This is a genomic window from Granulicella aggregans, assembly GCF_014203275.1.
GTDB lineage: Bacteria > Acidobacteriota > Terriglobia > Terriglobales > Acidobacteriaceae > Edaphobacter.
In genome coordinates this window covers 186,624-207,278 of the sequence record NZ_JACHIP010000003.1, presented here as the reverse complement: position 1 = coordinate 207,278, position 20,655 = coordinate 186,624, and the positions used below count along the sequence as shown (strand labels likewise).

General features: G+C 59.1%; 21 protein-coding genes. 9 read left to right on the top strand and 12 right to left on the bottom strand.

Features of this window, described 5'->3' with window-relative positions:
- Positions 1 to 60 precede the first annotated feature (60 nt).
- The 3 genes from HDF16_RS11205 to HDF16_RS30200 form a co-directional block, all read right to left on the bottom strand.
- Positions 61 to 285: a helix-turn-helix transcriptional regulator gene (locus tag HDF16_RS11205; RefSeq protein WP_184216623.1), complete on the bottom strand. Its 225-nt coding sequence runs from the start codon at positions 283 to 285 to the stop codon at positions 61 to 63.
- Positions 285 to 710, bottom strand: a complete 426-nt coding sequence (locus tag HDF16_RS11200; protein ID WP_184216621.1) for a hypothetical protein — start codon at positions 708 to 710, stop codon at positions 285 to 287. The genes HDF16_RS11205 and HDF16_RS11200 overlap by 1 nt, the downstream gene beginning before the upstream one ends.
- Before the next feature lie 910 nt (positions 711 to 1,620).
- Positions 1,621 to 2,187, bottom strand: coding sequence for a DUF6985 domain-containing protein (locus tag HDF16_RS30200; RefSeq protein WP_221312680.1), 567 nt, complete (start codon positions 2,185 to 2,187; stop codon positions 1,621 to 1,623).
- Between the two features lie 398 nt (positions 2,188 to 2,585).
- Here HDF16_RS30200 and HDF16_RS11190 point away from each other — a divergent pair, with 398 nt between their 5' ends.
- A complete protein-coding gene (locus tag HDF16_RS11190; protein WP_184216619.1) occupies positions 2,586 to 2,816 on the top strand; it encodes a hypothetical protein in 231 nt (76 codons plus the stop codon).
- Positions 2,800 to 3,225: a TA system VapC family ribonuclease toxin gene (locus HDF16_RS11185; protein ID WP_184216617.1), complete on the top strand. Its 426-nt coding sequence runs from the start codon at positions 2,800 to 2,802 to the stop codon at positions 3,223 to 3,225. Before HDF16_RS11190 ends, HDF16_RS11185 begins: the two co-directional genes overlap by 17 nt.
- Before the next feature lie 77 nt (positions 3,226 to 3,302).
- Here the strand turns inward: HDF16_RS11185 and HDF16_RS11180 are convergent, their stop codons facing one another.
- The 6 genes from HDF16_RS11180 to dcd all read right to left on the bottom strand — a co-directional run bounded on the left by HDF16_RS11180 (position 3,303) and on the right by dcd (position 8,307).
- A complete protein-coding gene (locus HDF16_RS11180) occupies positions 3,303 to 3,932 on the bottom strand; it encodes a hypothetical protein (RefSeq protein WP_184216615.1) in 630 nt (209 codons plus the stop codon).
- A 4-nt stretch (positions 3,933 to 3,936) separates the two neighbouring features.
- On the bottom strand, positions 3,937 to 4,866 hold the full coding sequence (gene lpxD, locus HDF16_RS11175) for a UDP-3-O-(3-hydroxymyristoyl)glucosamine N-acyltransferase (protein WP_184216613.1): 930 nt from the start codon (positions 4,864 to 4,866) through the stop codon (positions 3,937 to 3,939).
- Entirely contained in the window at positions 4,866 to 5,765 is a 900-nt protein-coding gene (locus HDF16_RS11170) for a lysophospholipid acyltransferase family protein (RefSeq protein WP_184217448.1), read from the bottom strand. The genes lpxD and HDF16_RS11170 overlap by 1 nt, the downstream gene beginning before the upstream one ends.
- Positions 5,766 to 5,900: 135 nt before the next feature.
- On the bottom strand, positions 5,901 to 6,599 hold the full coding sequence (locus tag HDF16_RS11165) for a lipid-binding SYLF domain-containing protein (RefSeq protein ID WP_184216611.1): 699 nt from the start codon (positions 6,597 to 6,599) through the stop codon (positions 5,901 to 5,903).
- A gap of 436 nt (positions 6,600 to 7,035) precedes the next feature.
- A complete protein-coding gene (locus HDF16_RS11160) occupies positions 7,036 to 7,692 on the bottom strand; it encodes a response regulator transcription factor (protein WP_184216609.1) in 657 nt (218 codons plus the stop codon).
- A 60-nt stretch (positions 7,693 to 7,752) separates the two neighbouring features.
- Positions 7,753 to 8,307 (bottom strand): dCTP deaminase, encoded by a 555-nt coding sequence (gene dcd, locus HDF16_RS11155; RefSeq protein WP_184216607.1) that lies wholly within the window; start codon positions 8,305 to 8,307, stop codon positions 7,753 to 7,755.
- A 317-nt stretch (positions 8,308 to 8,624) separates the two neighbouring features.
- Between dcd and HDF16_RS11150 the strand changes: the two genes are divergently transcribed.
- Both HDF16_RS11150 and HDF16_RS11145 read left to right on the top strand, forming a co-directional pair.
- Positions 8,625 to 8,894 (top strand): HU family DNA-binding protein, encoded by a 270-nt coding sequence (locus tag HDF16_RS11150; protein WP_184216606.1) that lies wholly within the window; start codon positions 8,625 to 8,627, stop codon positions 8,892 to 8,894.
- A gap of 391 nt (positions 8,895 to 9,285) precedes the next feature.
- Positions 9,286 to 10,143, top strand: coding sequence for a site-2 protease family protein (locus HDF16_RS11145; RefSeq protein WP_184216604.1), 858 nt, complete (start codon positions 9,286 to 9,288; stop codon positions 10,141 to 10,143).
- A gap of 20 nt (positions 10,144 to 10,163) precedes the next feature.
- On the opposite strand, the gene HDF16_RS11140 is transcribed toward HDF16_RS11145, so the two are convergent.
- Positions 10,164 to 10,802, bottom strand: coding sequence for a response regulator (locus tag HDF16_RS11140; RefSeq protein ID WP_184216602.1), 639 nt, complete (start codon positions 10,800 to 10,802; stop codon positions 10,164 to 10,166).
- Complete coding sequence (locus HDF16_RS11135) at positions 10,799 to 13,843, bottom strand: sensor histidine kinase (protein ID WP_184216600.1); 3,045 nt, start codon at positions 13,841 to 13,843, stop codon at positions 10,799 to 10,801. The genes HDF16_RS11140 and HDF16_RS11135 overlap by 4 nt, the downstream gene beginning before the upstream one ends.
- Before the next feature lie 151 nt (positions 13,844 to 13,994).
- Between HDF16_RS11135 and HDF16_RS11130 the strand changes: the two genes are divergently transcribed.
- The 5 genes from HDF16_RS11130 (at position 13,995) to HDF16_RS11110 (ending at position 19,999) form a co-directional block, all read left to right on the top strand.
- Positions 13,995 to 14,750: a FadR/GntR family transcriptional regulator gene (locus HDF16_RS11130; protein ID WP_184216598.1), complete on the top strand. Its 756-nt coding sequence runs from the start codon at positions 13,995 to 13,997 to the stop codon at positions 14,748 to 14,750.
- Positions 14,751 to 14,992: 242 nt separating this feature from the next.
- Positions 14,993 to 17,293, top strand: a complete 2,301-nt coding sequence (gene metG, locus HDF16_RS11125; RefSeq protein WP_184216597.1) for a methionine--tRNA ligase — start codon at positions 14,993 to 14,995, stop codon at positions 17,291 to 17,293.
- 128 nt (positions 17,294 to 17,421) lie between these two features.
- Positions 17,422 to 18,246, top strand: coding sequence for a TatD family hydrolase (locus HDF16_RS11120; RefSeq protein WP_184216595.1), 825 nt, complete (start codon positions 17,422 to 17,424; stop codon positions 18,244 to 18,246).
- Positions 18,247 to 18,294: 48 nt separating this feature from the next.
- Positions 18,295 to 18,795, top strand: a complete 501-nt coding sequence (locus tag HDF16_RS11115) for a YajQ family cyclic di-GMP-binding protein (RefSeq protein ID WP_184216593.1) — start codon at positions 18,295 to 18,297, stop codon at positions 18,793 to 18,795.
- A 214-nt stretch (positions 18,796 to 19,009) separates the two neighbouring features.
- Complete coding sequence (locus HDF16_RS11110) at positions 19,010 to 19,999, top strand: polyprenyl synthetase family protein (RefSeq protein WP_184216591.1); 990 nt, start codon at positions 19,010 to 19,012, stop codon at positions 19,997 to 19,999.
- Positions 20,000 to 20,005: 6 nt separating this feature from the next.
- Here HDF16_RS11110 and HDF16_RS11105 read toward each other — a convergent pair whose 3' ends face one another.
- Positions 20,006 to 20,581, bottom strand: coding sequence for a peroxiredoxin family protein (locus tag HDF16_RS11105; RefSeq protein WP_246409016.1), 576 nt, complete (start codon positions 20,579 to 20,581; stop codon positions 20,006 to 20,008).
- Positions 20,582 to 20,655 lie beyond the last annotated feature (74 nt).

Here is a 20,655-nt window from a genome sequence, read left to right as displayed (position 1 = left end):
CCCAGCGAACGAACTCAGAGTCAAGCCGCCCGACATCTCGCCCCCGAGATGTGGGCTCTACTACCTCTTCCCCTTCTTCTTCACCTCCTCATACTGAAACACCTCCTCCAACCCCACCCCAAACACATTCGCAATCCGAAAAGCCGTCTCCAGCGACGGCGAATACTTATCGCCCTCAATCGCAATCACCGTCTGCCGAGTCAGCTCGATTCTGTCGGCAAGCTGCTGCTGCGTCATCTCATGCACCGCCCTCAGGTCGCGAACCTTGTTCCGAATGCCGCCCATTAGATCGACCTCCGGTACGCCACCAGCTGCGTCACAATCTTCACCAACTCCGAAACCACCACCATCCCCAGAAACGCGCTCAGGAAGTGCAGCCCCATGTGGTTCGGGTTCAGCTCGCCATGCACGGCATGAAGCCAAAGCAGTCCCATCCCGCCGAGGATCATCGTCACCAGCACGAAGTAAGCATTGCGATACCCAAGCCCCGCAATCTGCCGGTCACGCTCATCCGTAACCCGGTTTCGCGAAGCAATCGCGATCACGGTCTGCAGCACGATATGCGCCACGATCAGCACGATGATCGTCCCCACGATGCTCGTAAGCGTAGTGGGATTGTGCATGATGTAGATGAAGTAAGGAATGTAAACCAGCAGGTCCGCGATGAGCGTCCCGTAGAGCGACTTCTCCTGATACGAAAGCGTAGACATCGGCAATCTCCATGTAAGAAATGTTTGACATTGAGAACTGTAGCCGCGCCTCATTGCAATGTCAAACATTTCTTACACAACGTCCTCACCCGTTCCGCCGTTGTTTGTCATTCCCTAAGGGAATCTGCTATTGCACTTGAGCGTCGCCACCATTTCGGGTGCCCCATCCATGGCTCGCACTTGGCCATGGGTGGGATCAACGCCACCGCCAAATCCAATTGGAGTCCGCCTCCTCGACCGGAGCATCGCAGCATCATCGCGATGCGCAATGGAGCGCCCCCTGCCTTTGCCTCTAGGTAAGCCAAGGCTTCAGCCGTGGTATTTTCCAACCAGACAAAAACGCGGCTTAAGCCCCTGGGGTATGCCTTATCCGACCGCTCCGTTAAACCTTGTCAAGCCCCCACCCGCTTAAAACGACCCGCATCCATCACATTCCAAGCGACTTACGAGGAGCAGAAACTTGCCCATTTACCCCATCCAACCTGATACGATTTAAATAGAGATCAGGAAAACCCCGGCCATAGCCGGGGTTTATGCATTAGGCCCGACGAATCCCTTTACTTTGACGACTTTAGGGGTTAAGTCGCCTACTTGCACGACTTTAGCCCTACCGGAACGGTCTATCTCTAACATTCCAGACCACTTAAGCCCACACTTCGTTCTTTTTTTCAACCACTTTTCCACAGGCTTCCACAGGGAGCGGATAGGTCGCTTCGACACATCCATCGCATTCCCTCAAACGCAACCTTTAAACAATCCTGAAGAATGTCCACGGTCAAGCTCTAACCACTGGCTGACCGGGGAGACTGGACGGGTAGAGATAAAGTCGGAATGGACATGGAACAAGAGAGAGCCTGCCTCCACCGAGGCCCAGCATGACCAAAAACTAGTTATGGGTAGCTCATCCGGCCTAGCGCTCTTGCGTGCGCGCGTCTTCTTCTGCAATCCACAATAATATTGCTGTGTCTGCCCCACCTATTTCCACCGTTCGGGTACCGTGCATCAAAACACCTAGCCCGTGCTCATCGTCCCAGGCACAACCAAACTCAAAACCTGCATACGGGGTTCCATCTTTCTGCACCTGATGGATATTGACCGAGGAAAGGCCGATGAGTGAACGAAAATCATCAGCGGATTTTACATCCGGCATGAGTTTGGCCTCCTCATCGTCCGAGAATCCATATTGTTTTTGCAGGACTGGATACTTTTTCACTAAGGATGAAATGAGAGCTTCTGAAATCAAAGCCTCATTTTCGATCACCCAAAAAACCGATGCTATCTCTGAAGCGCTGAGCGGCTCGATTCCTCTCCCTTGCGGAGCAAACACAATTCGAACTTTGCCGTCAGAAGGCTCGGCTTGATCCTGAGAGCCGTACGTCCCCAACCGGCTCTGAAACCCATTCCAAGATGGAAATACTGCTGAAGTTGTCCAGTAGAAATCGCCTTCGAGCACGAATTCTGGCTTTATATCTAGCATCGATTTATTCAACCTCCAAACGATCAGATAACCAAGAGCGATTCATGGGCGGGGCACCCATCAGAGGGTCTGACTTCTACAAGGACGGATCTAGCTGACTGAGCGAATCGCTTGATGCCGGGTGCCCCACCCATGGCTCGCACTTGGCCATGGGTGGGATGGTGCCACAAACATAACAAAGAAAGCGCAGGCGCTTACGCGCACTCCACCTTTATAACTTTCTCCCCTACAAACTCCGCGATCTCCTCCGTCACATACCCCGGCAGCCTCATCTGAAACCTCGGCACTCCCTCGATCAGCTTCAGCGAGACGTGCCCCGCCCTTCGCGCAGCTCAAGAACCGGGCATCTGGCGTGGCATCCTGCCTAAGACCGAATATAATCTTCGCAGAGGTAGCGCATGCGAACCACGATCGAGTTGCCAGAGCCGACCTATCGCAAGGCTGAACAAGCCGCCCACGCGCAGGGAGTGACGATCGAGGATTTCATCCTGCGCGCATCCGAGCGCGAGTTAGAGGCTAGGCCTGTTCCCGCTTCCTCTTCGAAGCGGGTAGTCTCACCACTCCTGTCCTCAAGGCAGCCCGGCACGATGGATTTAAGAGACTTCAACTTCGATGATCTTCTTGCCTGATGTCAACGTTTGGATTGCGCTCACTTCAGCCCGGCACGTCCACCAACCCATAGCCAATGAGTGGCTGAGCGGTTTAGCGGACGAACGAATTGCCTTCTGCCGTGTCAGCGAATTGGGTTTCCTACGCCTTTTGACGAACGCCCACGTCATGGGCAATGACGTTTTGACTCCCGTTGAAGCTTGGCGTGTCTACGACGAGTGGCGAGCTGATGATCGCGCAGTCTTTCTTCCAGAACGCCCGGACTTCAGCGAAGAATGGCGCCAATTGGGCCGTCAACTCAAAGGTGGCCCGAATGTGTGGACAGACGGATACCTTGCCGCCTTCGCCCGGAATGCAAACGTAACCATCGTCACGCTAGATCGCAGCTTCGTGGCTTTAGGTAGCGTCGCCATCAAACTGCTCGGCTAGCCGGGTGCCCCACCCATGGCTCGCACTTGGCCATGGGTGGGATCGTGCCACAAACATAACAAAGAAAGCGCAGGCGCTTAAGCGCACTCCACCTTTATAACTTTCTCCCCCACAAACTCCGCGATCTCCTCCGTCACATACCCCGGCAGCTTCATCTGAAATCTCGGCACCCCCTCGATCAGCTTCAGCGAGACCCCACTCCACTCCGGCCTTCCTATCTCAAGCTCCGGCAGCAGCACCGCGTCCGCCCGATCCAGATACCGCAGCGCCGACTCCTTAAAGTCCTTCGTCGCCGGGTCGAGCACCGTCAGAAAAACATCCGGCCTTAGAAACCGCAGAACACTGTTCGACTCCACAATCACATTCCCACCATCCGCCTGCGCGAGCTCAAACTCCTTCCGCAACCGAGGCATCGCCTCCGCAAGCTGCCCCTGTCGAGTCCTCACCCAGAACGACCGCACCGCCCCCGCCTCCAGGTACCGCGCCGAATCCGTCCCCGTAGCCCCGTCGCGCTCCTCACTTACCGCAATCGTGTGCTCCGCTGTCTCGCAGTCGCACGGCTCCCCGTTCGCCGAGCACACCCCATGCCCGAACTGCGTAATCTTGAACGCCGTCCACCGCATCTCCGGCAGCGCGCGCACCAGCCCCGCCACCACGCTCGTCTTCCCGATATTCCGCGTATGCCCGCCGACCACCACAATCGCCACGTCGCTACCTCTTCTTCAACGAAGCCAGATCCCTCAAATACTCCTTCAAAGGCCGCGCCGGCCGACCCCAGAACACCTGCCCCGGCCCCTGCATCTTCTTGTTACTGAGCACGCCAGCGCCACCCCCAAGTATCACTCCTTTCCCCACCAGCGCATGCTCGCCAATCCCCACCTGCCCCCCAAGAATCGCCCCATCCTCCACCACGCTCGACCCCGAGATCCCCGTCTGCGCCGCAATCACCACGTTCCGCCCGATCACGCAGTTATGTCCGATATGGACGAGGTTATCCAGCTTCGACCCCGCCCCAATCCGCGTCTCGCCCAGCGCCCCGCGATCGATCGTCGTATTCGCCCCGATGTCCACATCGTCCTCGATCACCAGCGTCCCCTGCTGCGGAAATAATGTGTACTCGCCCGTAGCTGAATCTCGCGCGTATCCGAACCCCTTGCCGCCCAGCACCGCTCCCGCCTGCACGTTCACCCGGTCACCCAGCCGCGTCCCCGCATAGATCACCACCCGAGGCCCGATCTCGCAATCACGCCCAATCGTCACACCCTCCTCAAGCACGCTACCAGCGCCCACCCGCGTGCCCTCACCCAGCGTCACCGTTGCATCCACAACAGCCGTCGCATGAATCTCCGTCACTCGCTTCGAGGCGCCCAATCGTTGGGCCACTTTAGCAAACGCCAGCCGAGCATCCGCCACGCGAAGCACACGCAGATCACCAACACCCTCAGCCGCACGATGGCCCGCAAGAATCAAGCCCGCCGCCGAATCAACGGCCACCGCCAAATTCTTCCCATCCGTCGCAAAGACGATCGACGAAATCTCTGCAGCCTCGATACTAGACACCGCAAGTAACTCGACCCCGACATCCGCTCCCGGCTCCAATTCCACCCCGAGCCACGCCGCAATCTCTCCAGCCTTCGCCATCAGTAAAGCCCCTCTTCGCCTGCAGGACGCGTCTTCCAGCGCCGGTGCATCCACAGCCACTGGTCCGGATACTCTCGAATATACGACTCGATCACCTTGGTGAAGTTTGCCGTATTCGCAATCGCGTCCCGCTCAGAATCACCCGTATTCTCCAGCTCAATCCGCTCGCCGAACCGCAGCACATAACGCCCTTCGTCCTCGCTCCAAAGCAGAAAGCCCGGCACCACCGCCGCCCCGGTCTTCAGCGCGACCCGCGCCATTCCCGAAGCTGTCGCAGCCATCCGCCCAAAGAATGGCACGAAAACACCCTGCGGTGGAGTCATGTTCGTGTCCATCAAAATTCCCACCGTCTCGCCGTGGCGCATAGCGGCAATCAAGCCTCTAGCGAAGTCGTCCTTATGCAGTACCTTGTTCCCATGCAGACACCGGATGCGATTCACAAACTCATCCACCAGCGGATTGTCCAGCCGACGAATCACCATTCCCATCGGGAAGCCCATCAGCGAATGATGGAAACTCGATAGCTCCCACGCCCCGAGATGCCCTGTAAGCACCAGCACTCCTTTGCCCTTACCCCGCGCCGCAAGATAATTCTCCAGCCCCTCGTAACGGATCAAGCTACGCGCCACATCAGGCGTGTAACTCGACATCTGCGCGAACTCTGCGAGCAGGTATCCAAGGTTGCGGTAGACACCGCGCAACGTATGCTCGCGCCGCTCTTCACTCCACTCCGGAAACGCCATCTCCAGGTTCCGGACACCCACCATCCGCAACCGCTTCAGAACGGCGTAGGCAAACGCTCCAACCCCTGCTCCCACTGTCCTGGCAACCTCGCGCGGCAGAGCTCCGAGCACGCGCGTGATGCACCAGACAACGGCGAACTCGAGCCGATGGCGCATCGTCACACCGGGTCGCGAAGAGTCGGATGGAACAGTTTTGCTCAAGCCTTCAGTCTACCTGTTACGAGTCACACAGAGCACCAAAGCAAAAGGGCGGCCCGTAGGCCGCCTCTCTCGCGATAAGTTCAACTTCGCTTACTGATTGTCGCGCGATACGACGAAGTACTTGGCAACCGTGCGAACGAATGGCTTCGCTTCGGTCGGGACTACTTTGTCTCCATGTAGGACCGTCTGGAAAGGAACGTCGGCGCCGTAAAACGTCCGCGTATCATCGGCGTTCTGGGAAAGCACCGTGCCATCAAGGTCGATACCAGCAAACAGGCCCTTGCTACGCGAATAGGTCAGGAACTCTGCATTCAGCTTCCAGTCCGTCCCAGCTTGTGCGTTACGACCAACCGGGCCAGCAGCAGCAGCAGCGTCGCCGCCAATCTTGAACTTCGACTTCAGCATGTCCTGCAGACCGTTCTGGTTCATCGCAACTAGTACGAGGTCAGTCGACTGTCCACCAATCTGGAACCCGAAACTACCACCCGCGAGCTGTACGAACACCGGCGAACTCCAGCCGTTCGGCGTCCGGCAAGTCGCAACACCCTGGCCGTACTGAGCGCCGGCAATGAAAGCACCCTTCTTGAACGAAGGAATTACAACAACGCAGGAAGCGCCAGCGAGGATGCTCTGAGGAATGCCCTTGTCCGGGGTCGCCATCACTTCGTTGATGACATCACGTGCGCTAAGTAGACGCTCGTCCAGCTTCGCCTTATCTGCTTCTCCAAATGCTGCCAGTGAACTCGCTGCCAGCGCCATCGTGCAAACCAATCCCGCAAACTTTCTCATGTCCGTACCTTTCATTGATGAAATCTTGTCGGATTAGCGAACCCGCATGGCGCAGACTCCGCTCTAAATCCAATCACATAATGTCAGATGGATATTGCGACATAGGAGTTGCACGCGCCGACGGATTGACGTTTTCAAGTCGCTTTGACCGCCCTCAGAAAGAGGCAAAAAAATGGGGGTTGTGAGCCAGGAAGAATTTTCATTCTGCCCAACCCTCAACCCCACTCTCCCAAGTCTGTGTAACTGAATGAAGCATCGTTCAGCCCAGCCGATCCTTCAAGGGTACCGAGGTCTGTAGACTTTCGTCACCGACATGTTTACTCAAACGTAAACATGTCGGCGGCTAACAGCTCCTCTCGTACTCGCACGCAGGTACCCACGGCTCCTTGACTAGCGGACCGTCTTCGCCGTTTGCATAGCGATCGTACCTATGTCGCTAGCCCGCTAAGGCGATCGATTGATGCTTCACTGCGAACATGGTCAACTCGATGCGGTTGCCCACTCCAGCCTTGCGCATGATCCTTCCAAGATGGGCCTTCACCGTAAACGGTCCAATCCCCATGCTCAATCCAATCTCGCGATTGCATTTGCCGTCCAGGAGCAGCCGGATGATCTGGCACTCCTTTTCAGTAAATCGCACCGAAGGATCGATCTTGTCTGGAAGCCGTTGCAACAATTGACGCTCAGCCAGACGCGAGAGGACTCTCCGGGTAGCCCAGATCGATCCCTCCCGCACGTTGTAAATGGCGTAGCGAAACTCGTCGGCGCTGGCATTTGCTCCGAGAAATCCCTTGGCCCCCGCCGCAATCACGCACTCAACATAAGTCTCATCATGATCGATACCGATCACAATGACACGGGCGAGCGGCCGTCGACCGCGCAGCCTGGACAGCATCTCGAAGAGCGGCATTACCGAATCTGCGTCGACCAGGAGAACCTCGTCAACATCCCTCAGCAGTGCGTCTTCAAGAGTGAGTGGAACAATTTGTAGTCCGCAAGGATCGCCGTACACCCCTTGAATTCCGGCGATCCTCATACTATTTGAAGCGACCAGATGCAGGCGCTCCTGCGCCGCCAACAGCTTTTCCTTCATCTCTCCACGACCTTTGCTCAGTATTTGAGGCCAATAGATGAATGCAGTTACGCTGCGATATTACAGCTTCGGAAGCACAATTCCAGTCTGATTTTGATATTTACCTTTTCGGTCCGCATAGCTCACCTCGCAGACCTCGTCGGATTGGAAGAAGAGAATCTGGCAAAGTCCTTCATTTGCGTACACCTTGGCGGGCAGGGGGGTGGTATTTGAGATCTCGAGCGTTACGAAACCTTCCCACTCCGGCTCAAAAGGCGTCACATTCACGATGATTCCGCATCGAGCGTAGGTCGATTTTCCGACACAGATCGTGAGGACGTCCCGCGGAATCTTGAAGTACTCGATCGAACGCGCCAGCGCAAACGAGTTCGGCGGAACGATCACGCTCGGTGCCTGAACAGTAACGAAGGAGCGTTCATCGAACGCCTTCGGATCGATGATCGCGCTGTTGACGTTGGTGAAGATCTTGAACTCATCCGAGACCCGAAGATCATATCCATACGACGACAGCCCGTAGGAGATGACTCCGTCACGGACCTGCTTCTCGCTGAACGGCTCGATCATCTTATGGTTGACTGCCTGTTCACGGATCCAGCGGTCGCTCTTGATTGCCATAGTGTTTTCTGTGTCCCTTTCCAAATCAACAGGTAACCGCCAGCACATCACGCGGTTACTTGCGTGTGCCATAACATGGGCGCTGAGCTTCCCGAACCATTAACTTTACGGCACGCTAAACTCATTGACAACGCAGCTTACGATTTCTACCATCAGTACGACAGAGCCCAGCAAGCCTGTTTTACCTCCGACATGCAGATGCCCGGGGAGCATGGTTTGCAATTACACCATCGCCCGATCCGCGCATCCGCTGACGCAACGATCCGACAAACATCTCGCGCACAGCCCCAGGAAACACCAAGGAAAGGTACTTCCTCGTGATCAAGCAGGACCTCATACAAAGAGTCGTCGAGCGTACTGGACTTCCAAGGTCGAAAGCAGAGTTGGCCGTCGATGCCATCTTCGAGAGCATGAAGCGGACGCTGGTCACCGGCGAACGGATCGAGTTGCGGGGGTTCGGGGTCTTCACCGTCAAGCCGCGGAAGACCGGAATCGGACGCAATCCGAGGACAGGTGCCGAGGTCAGCATCGCCCCAGGCAAGGCAGTCCGCTTCAAGCCCGGCAAAGAGCTGCATCTCATCGATTAGCTCTTCTCCGACGCATCTCATCAAACGTCAGAAGTGCGCTCGACTCGTCTTTCAGTCGTCGTAGAGCCCCCTCGTCCGTTTCCTGGCAGTTCAACTGTCCGGATGCAACCCTTTGCTTCGACGCAGAGCCTTCTTCGATCTGAACTTTTGCCCCCGTGTGGTTAAACCCTCCGAGTGGCCTGCTGCACTTTCAAACTTTTTCGAGGCCCTGCTGCAAATGCCGTCTGTCCGCGCGACTATACCAATCCAAAGCCGAAATCCCCGCATTCGCGCAGAGGATTCACGCTCCAGTTCGGATTCGGTAGTCCGGCCCCGCCACGTTCCAAAATCGGTCTTCAGGTTTCTTTGGGTCATCGGCTTCATCGCAGCCACGGCTATCGGAATGCGATGCATGTTCGACTTTCAGAACGGTCAACCGCCGCTCACATCCACCGTCGATCTCATTCCGTTTGCCTGGGCATGGCATCATCTGCGACTCGTCACTGAGGGTCTGCCCTTCTCCTTGACTCTATTCGCTATCTTCGGCGCGCATCGCCTTGGACACTACTTTGCGCGTCGTCTTCTCGGCACTAGCTACGCCTTAGGCGGTGCCGTTCCAGCGGCAACATCCTACACGGAAGACTTCGGCAACTTCGGCCGCAGACGATCCCGTCCCAATTCGCGGGCAGAGACGATCGCGATCGGCGCTGCAGGCCCCGTCGCCGGATTTGTCGTCGCTGTAGCAGCCACCTGTTACGGGCTTACCCACTCCGCATCGATCGACGCCCACGCCAACGTTTCCTTGCTTCGAATCTCCGCTCCGGCGCTTATCGGCATCCTGAGATCCACGATGCTCGCATCCTATCCGGACATCCCGCCCGTCTTACAAATGCTGCCCCATCCCGTGCTCGTTGCCGCCTGGAGCGGTCTGCTCCTTACGGCATTGACTCTCATTCCGGCCGGCCGCCTCGATGGCGGACACATTCTTTACGCCCTCTCCCCACGGCTGCACAGGATCATCTCGGCGTGCTCGATCGGAGCCGTCCTCTATCTCGGCACAGTCGAATGGATTGGCTGGCTCTTCCTCGCTTTGGTCCTGGTCCAGCCTTCCACGAAGTACTTCAGGAGCCGCGACCGGACTCCGCTCAGCGTGGAGTGGCTGGTGGTCGTCCCGTTGTGCCTAGCGATCTTCCTGCTCACCGTCTCGACCCAGCCCATCACCGGCATGAGTCTCACCCGCGTCCTGTTGCGGATTCACAGGGGCTTCTAACTGTGCCAAGCGGTTTCCGGTCAATCCAGGTGCACAATCCCCCGCTGTAGCGCGATCCGCGCCGCCTGCGTCCGGTCTGTCGCTCCAAGCTTGCTCAGCAGATTGTTAATATGCGTCTTCACCGTCGCCTCCGAGATGAACAGGGCGCTGGCGATCTCCTTATTGCTCTTTCCCAATGCGATCGTCTTCAACACCTCGGTCTCCCGCTCTGTCAAAGCATTCCCCGAAAGCCGCTCCGCTAATCGTTCCGCGATTGCCGCAGGAATCTTCGATCTGCCGCGATGCACCGTCTGGATCGCCTCGACCAGTTCGTCGATGCTCATCCCCTTCAACAGGTATCCCCGCGCTCCAGCCTGGATTGCGCGATAGATATCCTCGTCGCCATCGAACGTCGTCAGCACAATCACCCGCGCATCAGGAAACCCTTCGCGGATGGCGGTGATCGTCTCCACGCCGCCCATGCCGGGCATGCGCAGATCCATCAGCGTCACATCAGGCTTATGGAGACGGTAAAGTTCCACAGCCTGCGCTCCGCTCGATGCCTCTGCTACTACGTCCATGCCGCCCACCATTCGCAGCAGCGCTACGAAGCCCTGCCGTACCACCTGATGGTCTTCCACGATCAAAATCCGAATTGCATCTTCTAGCTGCTCGTTCATTCTTGCTCCGCTCTCTTCTTCCCTGCGATGCCCAGCCTTGCCTCGACCATGGTTCCCGCTCCGGGGCTGCTCTCAATCCTAAGCTTCGCACCAATCGCCGCTGCCCGCTCCTCAATCCCCTGCAGCCCATAGTGCCCAGCCGCCGATGTCCGCACGAATCCCGTTCCATCGTCCGATACCTTCAGCTCCAGCCACCCCGTATCGTACTTCAGCACGACCTCCACGGCGTTGGCGGAAGCATGCCGCACTGCGTTGCTCACCGCCTCTTGCCCAATCCTCAACATCTCGTCTTCTACAGAACGCTCGAGCGGCCGGAACGTTCCCCTCACCGTCAGACGGATCGCCGCAGCACTGCCCCGCTGCTTCATCCTCACAGCCGCCGCCAACCGCGCCGGAAGCGTCTCCGCCTCTGCATCCGATTGCGCCGACCGCAGATTCCATATCGAACTCCGCGCCTCCTCCAGGCTGCTCCGAACCATCTCTTTCGTTGATTCCACTAGCCCTTCAATCGGTCCGGCCTCGCCCGCCGAAGAGCGCGATGCCTTGAGCAGCCGCCCAACCATCTCAAGCTGCAGCGAAACTCCGACATATCCCTGCGCCAGCGTGTCGTGGATCTCCCGCGCGATCCGGTTGCGTTCTCCCATCACTGCCTGGTAGCTCGCCTCTACCGACCGCACCCGCAGCCAATACACACCGTACGTTGCGCAGGCCACCAGCAAAGCCAGCAGCAGATAGAACCACCACGTCCGGTAGAACCGCGGCTTCACCACGATCTGCATCGCAGCCGAAGATTCGCTCCATGCCCCGTCGCCATTCGAAGCCGACACCAGGAACCGGTACGTCCCCGCAGGAATGTTCGTGTAGTAAGCCGTTCGCCGCGAGCCGGCCATCACCCAATCATGGTCAAACCCGACCAGCATGTAACGGAAGATCACCTTCTGCGGCGTCCGGAAGCGGGGCGCCGCATAGTGAATCGTGACCCGCTCGCGTCCGGCAGGCACCACCAGCGCCTCCCCGGACGACCCCTCAGCCCAATCCTTCACCAACTGGTCGTCGATCGCCACCTGCTCAATCGCTGCGACGGGCTCGTTCCTGCGTTCGAAGTGTGACTCGGGATGGATCGACGCCACGCCCTTCAGCGTCGCGAACCACAGGCTGCCATCCTGCATCCTCCATCCTGCCGGCCGGCCTCCGCTGCTACACTCGCTGATCTTCATCCCGTCCGCAACGCCGAACGCCTCTCCGCCAGACGTAGCAGCACGCCCTTCAACAAACGCATTCAATCCCGCCGACGGCACGCGGTACACGCCCTTCGCCGTGCCCATCCACAAGTTCTTCGACTGGTCTTCCAGCACGCTGTAGATCTCGCTCGGCAACCCCACCTTCGCCGCCGAAACCGCCGTAAAGACGCCTCCGCGCAGCCGCGTCAGACCCGCCCCGTGTGCCGCGATCCAGATCGTCCCGACGCTATCCTCGGCCAGCGTCGTGATCGCATCTCCACCCATCCCATCGCGCTGCGTGAAGTTCTTGAACCCCGCCCCGTCGAACCGGCTTACACCGCCCAGCGTCCCCACCCACAGCGTCCCGTCGCGCGCCCGCAGAATGCTTCCGATCAGATTGCTGCCTAGTCCATCGAGCGTGGAGTACGACGTAAATCGCCCATGTGCGTAGTGCGAAAGGCCGCCACGTGTGCCAATCCACAACGACCCGTCGGCATCGGTATACAACGACCGTACAAAATCATCCGGCAGCCCATTGGCGGTCGTAAACAACTCAAACCTTCCATCATGGAGACGGTTCAATCCATCCGGCGTCCCCACGAAGAGATCGCCACCCGACTCCGCCAGCGCCAGCACGACGTTGCTTGCCAGCCCATCAGCTTTTCCGGCCCGAATCGCGGTGATCTTCCCGCCCACAACCTCGTTCAGACCACCACGATTTGTCCCGATCCAAACCCTGCCCACATGATCCTGAAAGACCGCGCGCACAAAGTCGTCCGACAACCCATCCTGCACGGTCAGCGTGGTGAACGCCTGCTCCCGCAGCACCGTTGCCCCTCCCGCATCGGTGCCGAACCACATGTCCCCTTCGCTGTCCTCGGAGATCGACAGCACACCGGGCAGATCAATTGCCTCCTGCAGAGATCCGTCCGCCGCTATCCTGGACACGCCACCTTCGAAGATCACCCAAACTGAGCCCTCGCGGTCGCGAAATAATTGTTCCACCCGCCCGCTTGCGATGCCGCTTGCGGCGACGCGCTCCTGCAGCCCCGCGCGATACCGGATCAGGCCGCGATCCGTGCCAATCCACGCCTCGCCGTTCGGCATTGGAAGAATCGAAGTCACGCTCCCAGGACCGACAGAAACTCTCGTGCCATCACGGAACAGTGCGAAACCATCGTGGCCGCCCACCCAGACCTCTCCGCGCTCTCCAGACGCTATGGCCTGCAATTCCCCGATATCCGCAACCGCGAACCTTCCACCAACGACACCGGTCCGCTCGGCGGCCCAAACCACCTCACGCCCCGAAGCAATCCACAGCATCCCGTCAGCACTCTCAGCCACCAACTCACCCGAGACGCCAGCCAGCCTCTGATATCCCGCCTGTCCGCCAATCACCAACCGGCCTTCCTGCGCGATCAGGACGTCCCCATTGCGCAGAACCTTCACGACGCGTGCCGTCTGCGCGGCCCCAGCCACACGCCCAAACTTGCCACCCTCCAGGCGCACCAGTCCACCCGCGCAACTAACCCAAAGCACCCCGCGCCCATCGACCGATAGCCCCTCAATCGAGTCTCCCGGCAACTCCGGCGTATTGCTTCTGTCGTACGTCCGAAACTCCTGGCCATCGAACCGCACAAGGCCGCCTTCGGTCGCCAGCCACAGAAAGCCCTCCCGCGTCTGCGCCACCGCGTGGACCGTGTTCTGCGGCAGCCCAGAGTCGCTCTGCCAGCTTTGCCGCCCATACTGTTTCAGCGGCTTGCCCGTCCCCAGCGCGTGACTTTCCCGGGCCGCTCCCCACAGCAGCAGAAAGAGCATCATCAACCGCATCAAACGGCCGCGCCCAACCCTCACGCAGTCAATCGCAAACCCCTCCAGCATCATTGCTTACTACACTAAGCCCAATCGCCTCATGCAGGAACCCACCGTCTCCATCGTGTTACCCTTCTCCAGCTTTCCAACTCATACAGCCATGAAATCCAAAGAAACTCCAGCCGACTCCGCGTCTCACAGTCAACTCACCCAGCAAGTGGTCGAGCACGTCCGCAGCCTCATCGACCGTGGCGAGCTAAACCCCGGCGACCGCCTCCCGCCCGAGCGCGAACTCGCCCGAACGCTCAAGATCAGCCGGTCTACCCTGCGCTCCGGCATCGGCTTCCTCTCCGCCATGGGTGTGCTCAAGAGCCGCCATGGCGCTGGAACCTTCGTCTCCACCGGCCCCGCCGCGCTCGACTCCAGTTCCCTCTCCGTCCTGGGCTCGCTGCACCACTTCCTGCCCTGGCAGATGTTCGAGGCCCGCCTCGTCGTCGAATCCAGCATCGCCGCCCTAGCCGCCGAGCGCGCCACCGACGAGCAGATCGCCGAACTCTCCGAAGAGGTCACCGAGATGTACGCCGCACTCGACGATCCTCAGCAGTACCTCGTCCACGACGTCCGCTTCCACCGGACAATCGCCCGGGCGTCGGGCAATCCGATTCTGGGGGCGCTCATGGAGACCATCGCCTCGAACCTCTACGACAATCGCCGCCTCACCGTCGACAATTCACTCGACCTGAAAGAGTCGGCCGGGATGCACCGCGAGATCTACCGCGCTATCCGCTCCCACAACCCGCCCGCCGCCCGCAAGGCGATGGAAGATCACCTGAACCTGGCCCGCATGTCCCAGGCATCGGAAGTCGGCACGCCACAAACGGCGACCGATACACCTGCTGACCCAGCCAAACGCTAGGCTGTAGGGAATAGGGTTTAGCGAAATACCGCCAGCCGACACTCGTGACCAACTCCCCTTTGTTTGTCATTCCCGAAGAGAATCTGCGTTTGCACTTGCATTTGCCTTTTGCCGTAATTCTGAGCACCGCGAAAAATCCCCGCATTCCGCCCGTATCGCCCAGACCGTCCGAACCTCTCTGCCCCAACCTCGCAGGCACTACACCCTACCCCCTACACCCTGCTGGTAAACTGGCCTTTGCGATGCCTTCCGACAAAAAGTTCTACCTCACCACCCCGATCTACTACGTCAACGCGCGCCCGCACATCGGCCACGCGTACTCGACCATCGTCGCCGACGTCATCGCGCGCCGCCACCGCCTCCTCGGCGACGACACCTGGTTCCTCACCGGCACCGACGAGCACGGCCAGAAGATCGAGCGCAGCGCCGCCGCCGCAGGCATCCCGCCGCAGCAGTTCGCCGACCAGGTCTCGAAGACCTTCTCAGACCTCTGGGTCCGCATGGGCATCACCAACGACGACTTCATCCGCACCACCGAAGCCCGCCACAAGCAGGGCGTCCAGAAGCTCTTCGCCGACCTGCAGGCGAACGACGCCATCTACACCGACACCTACACTGGCCAGTACTGCGTCTCCGATGAGGCCTACGTCGAGGTCGGCCCCGGCGAGCCCTGTCCCGACTGCGGCAACATCACCGAGACCATCAGCGAGTCGAACTACTACTTCAAGCTCTCCGCATACGGCGATCGCATTGCTGCCCGCATCGAGTCGAACGAACTCCTCATCCAGCCCGACTCGCGCCGCAACGAGATTCTTTCGTTTGTTCGCGGGGGCCTTAAAGACCTAAGCATCTCGCGCACCAGCTTCAAGTGGGGCATCCCCGTCCCCGGCGACGATTCCCACGTCATCTACGTCTGGCTCGACGCGCTGGCCAACTACATGACTGCTGTCGGCTACGGCTCCGACAAGCCTGAAGACATCGCGAAATTCGAGCGCTACTGGCCCGCCAACCTGCACCTCGTCGGCAAGGAGATCATCCGCTTCCACTGCGTCTACTGGCCCGCTTTCCTGATGGCTCTGCGCCCGGCAGACTCCACGCTCACCGAAGCAGAGTGGAACGACAAGTGGGTGCCGAAATCGATCGTCGCCAACGGCTGGCTCCTCTTCGAAGAGTCGAAGATGTCGAAGTCGCGCGGCAACGTCGTCCGCACCGAGACCATCCTTGACGCCTTCGGCTCGCTCAAGCCCGAACTTTTGAAAGCCGAACAAGACCTCTTCGCAACGGATGTACTGCGCTACTTCCTCCTCCGCGAAATTCCATTCGGACAGGATGGCAGCTTCAGCTTCGACGCTTTTGTACAGCGCTACAACAGCGATCTGGCGAATGGCTACGGCAACCTCGTCAACCGAACACTCACTCAGATACAAAATACGTTCGAAACTATTCCGCAGCCTCCAGATTCAGAAGCTCTTTTTTTCAAGAGTTTTGAAACTGGATTGTTAGATGGGACGACACGCGTAACGCTTGGAAGTGACAGGCTCCGTGAAGAGATGGTGGGTGCAATTTTCGACTCTTTCAAGTGGTTCGAAGATTATTCCGCAGCCAGTCAAATTTTGAGGCTAGTTGGCCAAGTCGACGGCTATCTAACGATGCACGCTCCGTGGAAACTGAAAGGAAGTCCCGAGGAAGACTTGAAGCGTGGCGAAGTTCTCTACACCGCCGCTGAATCCATCCGCATCATCACCGCCCTCCTCTACCCGATCCTTCCGCACGCCACCGCGCAAGTCTGGTCGCAGCTTGGCTTCAAAAATCCAATCGAAGCAGCCGCAAAGAACGGCGAACTCAAAGACCTAAAATGGGGCGGCCTGAAACCCGGCACCAAGCTCGGCCCGCTCGCCCCCATCTTTCCCCGAGCACCCAAGGAACTCATCCAAGCCATGATCGCAACCGAAGAGAACAACGCCCAGGCCGCTGCTGCCGCCAAGACCCAGACCAGCCTCATCGACGAGGCTTCACCCACCGCCGAGGAGAACCACCCCTCGCATCACCCCGCCGCCGGACCGCGCACCGCGATCTCCAGCGACAACGCAGCAACTCACGTCGCCGGCAGCGCCGCCCTGACCACTGAGCGCCCCGGCACGCCCTCGCACACGGAAGCGCCTGCCTCCGCGCCCTTCGCCAACGCTGCAGCCGCGTCGGAGATTCCCGACACTCCGCAGATCGCGATCGACGACTTCGTAAAGATCGACCTCCGCGTCGCCAAGATCATCGTCGCCGAGCGCATTCCCAAGGCCGACAAGCTGCTCCGGCTCGAGGTCGATCTCGGCTACGAGAAGCGCCAAATCCTCTCCGGCATCGCCGAGTGGTATACGCCCGAAGACCTGATCGGGCGGAACATCGTCGTCATCGCAAATCTCGCTCCGAGGAAGATGCGTGGGTTGGAGAGCCACGGGATGCTGCTCGCCGCCAGCCATGGGGAGAATGGGAAGCCGGTTCTGGCTACGTTTGGGGAAGAGATAGCTTTGGGATCGCGGCTCAGATAAGCGTCTTACGTCCCACATCTCAAAGGCGAGATGTGGGGCACCCGAGTGCTATCTCGCCGCCAACGTAAGGGTGCCCCATGTCTCGATTCTGAGACGTGGGAACGTAAAACTCAAGGACAGCCGCCTTTATGCTCATCGACTCCCACTGCCATCTCGACTTCTACACTGACGACCTTGAAGCAGTCATCGCCAATGCGGAGGCTGCCGGTGTTGAGCGTCTCCTCGCCATCGGCATCGGCGACGGCCCGGACGACATGCACCGCGCCCTCGATATCGCGAATGGGCTCTCGAATGTCTATGCCAGTGCTGGCATCCATCCGCAGGAGGCGCACCAGGCGACGGCGGACAACTTGTCGAAGCTGGCGGCGCTCGTGGCGCAGCCGAAGTGCATTGCCGTGGGTGAGATCGGTCTCGACTACTACCACGTCGAGAACCCCGATATCCTTACGCAGCAGGCCGCTTTCATCGCGCAGATGGAGGTCGCTGTCGCCGCTCGCAAGCCCATTTTGATCCACTGTCGGACGAGCGAACTGGCCACCCCTGCCGCGAAGGAGAGATATGGCGCGGCGAATGCGGAGCACGATCTGCTCGCCCTTATTGCCGAGCATTGGGCTCCTCACGGCATCCCCGGCGTGATGCACTGCTTCTCCGGCGATCTCGAACATGCGAAGCGCTCGCTGGATCTTGGCTTCTATCTCTCATTCGCCGGGAATCTTACTTACCCGAAGGCCCAAGGCATCCGTGACGCCGCAGCCTTCGCTCCCGCCGATCGCATCCTCGTCGAGACAGACGCCCCCTTCCTCGCTCCGATCCCGCTACGCGGCAAGCGCAACGAGCCCGCCTTTGTCGCGCACACGGCAGCGTTTCTTGCGGAGCTTCGCGGCATCTCCGCAGAGGCCCTCGCCGAACTGACCACGGCGAACTTCCTCCGCCTCTTCCCCACCGTTGCCTGATCGACGAAGCCTGCGATAATAGACACCGACAGAACAAAGGAAAAAGACATGGCATCCGATAGCAGCTTCGACGTAGTCAGCAAAGTAGAGCTTCAGGAAGTAAAGAACGCAATCGACCAGGCAGTAAAAGAGGTCGGCTCACGCTTCGACCTGAAGGACTCGAAGTCGAAGATCGACCTCGAGGGCGACGACACCATTCAACTGTCATCCTCGGACGACTACAAGCTCACCGCCGTCAAAGAGATCCTCTCGCAGAAGCTCGTCAAGCGCGGCGTCTCGCTTAAGAACCTCGAGTTCGAAAAGATTGAGCCTGCCGCCGGGCAGAGCGTTCGCCAGAAGATCAAGCTTGTCCAGGGCATCCCGTCCGACAAGGCGAAGATCATCGTGGCCGCCATCAAGGACTCGAAGAAGAAGGCGAACGCCAGCATCCAGGGAGACACCGTCCGCGTCGTGAGCAAGGACAAGGACACGCTGCAGGACATCATGTCCTTGCTGCGCGCGAAGGACATCGGGGTGGATCTTCAGTTTACCAACTTCCGCTCCAACTAGGCGGAGTTCCGCTCATACAAAAAAGCAGGTCCTTCGACTGCGTCCGTCGCAAAGAGCGCGACGGACTCCGCTCAGGATGACAAGCTTTGTTCACGTCCCACATCGGTAACGCCCTTTTTCGTCCCATTTCCAAACCCGGCGGGAATCTTCACCCACCCGCCGGCCCACAAAACGAATCGCAACGTAATCGTCACCCTGTTACTCTCAATTATTAGTGAGCACGCTCTCCATCGCGACGGCAAAAGAGGTCTTCGACCTTCTCCGTGACGATCTCGCCGCCATCGAGCGCGAGTTCGCCGAGCAGTCCGCTTCCCCCGTCTCCGTCATCACCGAGATCGCCCAATACCTCATCGCCGGCGGTGGCAAGCGCATTCGCCCACTGCTGCTGCTTTTGAGCGCCAAGGCCCTTGGCTGCGAGTCCGAGAGTCGCATCAAGCTTGGCGCGGTCGTAGAGATGCTGCACACGGCCACGCTCGTTCATGACGACATCATCGACGAGGCTGACACTCGCCGAGGCCGCCCGTCTTCCAACACCACCTGGGGCAACTCCAAGTGCGTCCTCGCCGGGGACTGGCTCTACATGCAGGCCTTCCACACGGCGCTTGAAGAGCGCAACTTTCGCGTGCTCGACCTGCTCATCTCGCTCACGCAGCAGATGGTCGAAGGCGAACTGCTGCAGATGCAGAAGCTCGGTCACCTGATCAACGAGGAAGAGTACTTCGACCTGATCTACCGCAAGACCGCGTGCCTCTTCAAGGTCTCCATGCAGCTCGGCGCGGCCATCACGCATGCAAGTGACGAGACCGACAGCCAGCTAGGCGAGTACGGCCGCAACCTCGGCCTCGCCTTCCAGATCATCGACGACGTTCTCGACCTCACCGCGTCGGAAGATGTCCTCGGCAAGCCCGTCGCCAGCGATCTCCGCGAGGGCAAGGCAACGCTGGCCGTCATCCACGCTCTTGAACGCGGCACCGGAGCCGACCGCGAGGCCATCCGCAAGGTTCTTGCAGACCGCAGCTTCGAGAACGTCTCGCATCCGCAGATTCTCGAGATCCTCAACCGCCACGGCTCGATCGACTACGCCATGGACACGGCCTGCGCTTATGCAGAAGCCGCCCGGCTCTCGATCGCGGATTTGCCCGAGACCGAGGCCAAGCGAGCTTTGCTCTGGGTCCCCGGCTTCGTCACCAGCCGCGACCGCTAGGCTCGCTTAGCGAGCCTGCTTCAGCTCCGAAAGAATCTCGGCAGAGTTAGTCCGGTCTCCGTGGCCCTTCGACACCTTGCGAAAGACAACAGTCTTGCTACCGTCGATGATGAAGGTCGAAGGGTAAGCGGTCTCGTGCTCCGCGTTCCAACGAAGGCCATACAGGTTCGTGAAGCTGTAGTCCGGATCGATCACGAGGTGAACTCCTGCGGGCAGCGGGTTCTGCTTTGCCAGGAACTCCTTCGCGTGCTGATCAAGTTCAGCCGGAGGCCCGGGATACACCAACAGCACCTCGGCTTTGGCCGCTTGAAACTCTGCGGCATGCTCGATCACGTCGTGTACCTGCCGCACGCAATACGGGCACTGGTAGCCTGGATATCCACGCAGCACGATCAGGACGACACGGCTGTTTCCTGTCAGCTCGAACAGTCTTACTGGCTGGCCATCCGGAGTCTTGAGCGTGAAGTCGGCAGCCTTCTCTCCAACCGCAGGGGTTGCGGCAAAACTCCGCGGCTGTAATAGCCAAAAGGCCAGCAACAAGGCTGGAAGTGCAAGAAACTTGATCTTTCGTTGAAGCGACATGATGTATCCCTTTCGATAATGCAAGGGAAACATCCAGCCACATCGCCGCCCCGCAATGGCCATTCGAGTCGAAC

Coding starts and splice junctions, on each gene's coding strand:
- HDF16_RS11130 (WP_184216598.1), top strand. CDS start 13,995: ATGAAATCCAAAGAAACTCCAGCCGACTCCGCGTCTCACAGTCAACTC.
- HDF16_RS11135 (WP_184216600.1), bottom strand. CDS start 13,843: ATGATGCTCTTTCTGCTGCTGTGGGGAGCGGCCCGGGAAAGTCACGCG.
- metG (WP_184216597.1), top strand. CDS start 14,993: ATGCCTTCCGACAAAAAGTTCTACCTCACCACCCCGATCTACTACGTC.
- HDF16_RS11200 (WP_184216621.1), bottom strand. CDS start 710: ATGTCTACGCTTTCGTATCAGGAGAAGTCGCTCTACGGGACGCTCATC.
- HDF16_RS11185 (WP_184216617.1), top strand. CDS start 2,800: ATGATCTTCTTGCCTGATGTCAACGTTTGGATTGCGCTCACTTCAGCC.
- HDF16_RS11165 (WP_184216611.1), bottom strand. CDS start 6,599: ATGAGAAAGTTTGCGGGATTGGTTTGCACGATGGCGCTGGCAGCGAGT.
- lpxD (WP_184216613.1), bottom strand. CDS start 4,866: ATGGCGAAGGCTGGAGAGATTGCGGCGTGGCTCGGGGTGGAATTGGAG.
- HDF16_RS11190 (WP_184216619.1), top strand. CDS start 2,586: ATGCGAACCACGATCGAGTTGCCAGAGCCGACCTATCGCAAGGCTGAA.
- HDF16_RS30200 (WP_221312680.1), bottom strand. CDS start 2,187: ATGCTAGATATAAAGCCAGAATTCGTGCTCGAAGGCGATTTCTACTGG.
- HDF16_RS11115 (WP_184216593.1), top strand. CDS start 18,295: ATGGCATCCGATAGCAGCTTCGACGTAGTCAGCAAAGTAGAGCTTCAG.
- HDF16_RS11205 (WP_184216623.1), bottom strand. CDS start 285: ATGGGCGGCATTCGGAACAAGGTTCGCGACCTGAGGGCGGTGCATGAG.
- HDF16_RS11140 (WP_184216602.1), bottom strand. CDS start 10,802: ATGAACGAGCAGCTAGAAGATGCAATTCGGATTTTGATCGTGGAAGAC.
- HDF16_RS11170 (WP_184217448.1), bottom strand. CDS start 5,765: ATGCGCCATCGGCTCGAGTTCGCCGTTGTCTGGTGCATCACGCGCGTG.
- HDF16_RS11145 (WP_184216604.1), top strand. CDS start 9,286: ATGTTCGACTTTCAGAACGGTCAACCGCCGCTCACATCCACCGTCGAT.
- HDF16_RS11160 (WP_184216609.1), bottom strand. CDS start 7,692: ATGAAGGAAAAGCTGTTGGCGGCGCAGGAGCGCCTGCATCTGGTCGCT.
- dcd (WP_184216607.1), bottom strand. CDS start 8,307: ATGGCAATCAAGAGCGACCGCTGGATCCGTGAACAGGCAGTCAACCAT.
- HDF16_RS11105 (WP_246409016.1), bottom strand. CDS start 20,581: ATGTCGCTTCAACGAAAGATCAAGTTTCTTGCACTTCCAGCCTTGTTG.
- HDF16_RS11120 (WP_184216595.1), top strand. CDS start 17,422: ATGCTCATCGACTCCCACTGCCATCTCGACTTCTACACTGACGACCTT.